Here is a 698-nt window from a genome sequence, read left to right on the forward strand (position 1 = left end):
ATTTTCCGTTTTTGGATCGGCAGGATTTGGATCGGAATTGGGATTTTCGGAAACAGTCGGATTTTTGGTTTGTGTCGCAGAGGAATTTTCCGTTTTTGGATCGGTAGAATTCGGATCGGAATTGGGAGTTTCGGAAACAGTCGGATTTTCAGTTTCTACTGCGGGAGAATCTGTTTTTGGATCGGTAGAATTCGGATCGGAATTGGGAGTTTCGGAAACAGTCGGATTTTTGGTTTGTGTCGCAGAGGAATTTTCCGTTTTTGCTTCCGTCAAATCCGTCGCGGAATTGGCACTTTCGGAAACAGTCGGATTTTTAGTTTCAACGGCGCCAGATGTTTCCGTTTTTGCTTCCGCAGCATCCGTCGCGGAATTGGCACTTTCGGAAACAGTCGGATTTTTAGTTTCAACGGCGCCAGATGTTTCCGTTTTTGCTTCCGCAGCATCCGTTGCAGAATTGGCACTTTCGGAAACAGTCGGATTTTCAGTTTCTCCTGCGGGAGAATCTGCTTTTGGATCGGCAGGATTTGGATCGGAATTGGGATTTTCGGAAACAGTCGGATTTTCAGTTTCTACTGCGGGAGAATCTGTTTTTGGATCGGCAGGATTTGGATCGGAATTGGGAGCAGGGCGAACGCATCTAAATTTCATGTTAACATAATCTGGTATATTGGAGAAGAATTATTGAGTAACTACAAAAC

Annotated in this window: 1 protein-coding gene; it reads right to left on the reverse strand. The window is 44.8% G+C overall.

All coding sequences use genetic code 11. The features are described from left to right. On the reverse strand, nt 1-648 hold a 648-nt coding region (locus tag QUA88_RS28475), incomplete at its 3' end, for a hypothetical protein (protein WP_333275077.1). Nucleotides 649-698 lie beyond the last annotated feature (50 nt).

This window comes from Microcoleus sp. D3_18_C2 (genome assembly GCF_036702395.1).
Taxonomy (GTDB): domain Bacteria; phylum Cyanobacteriota; class Cyanobacteriia; order Cyanobacteriales; family Microcoleaceae; genus Microcoleus.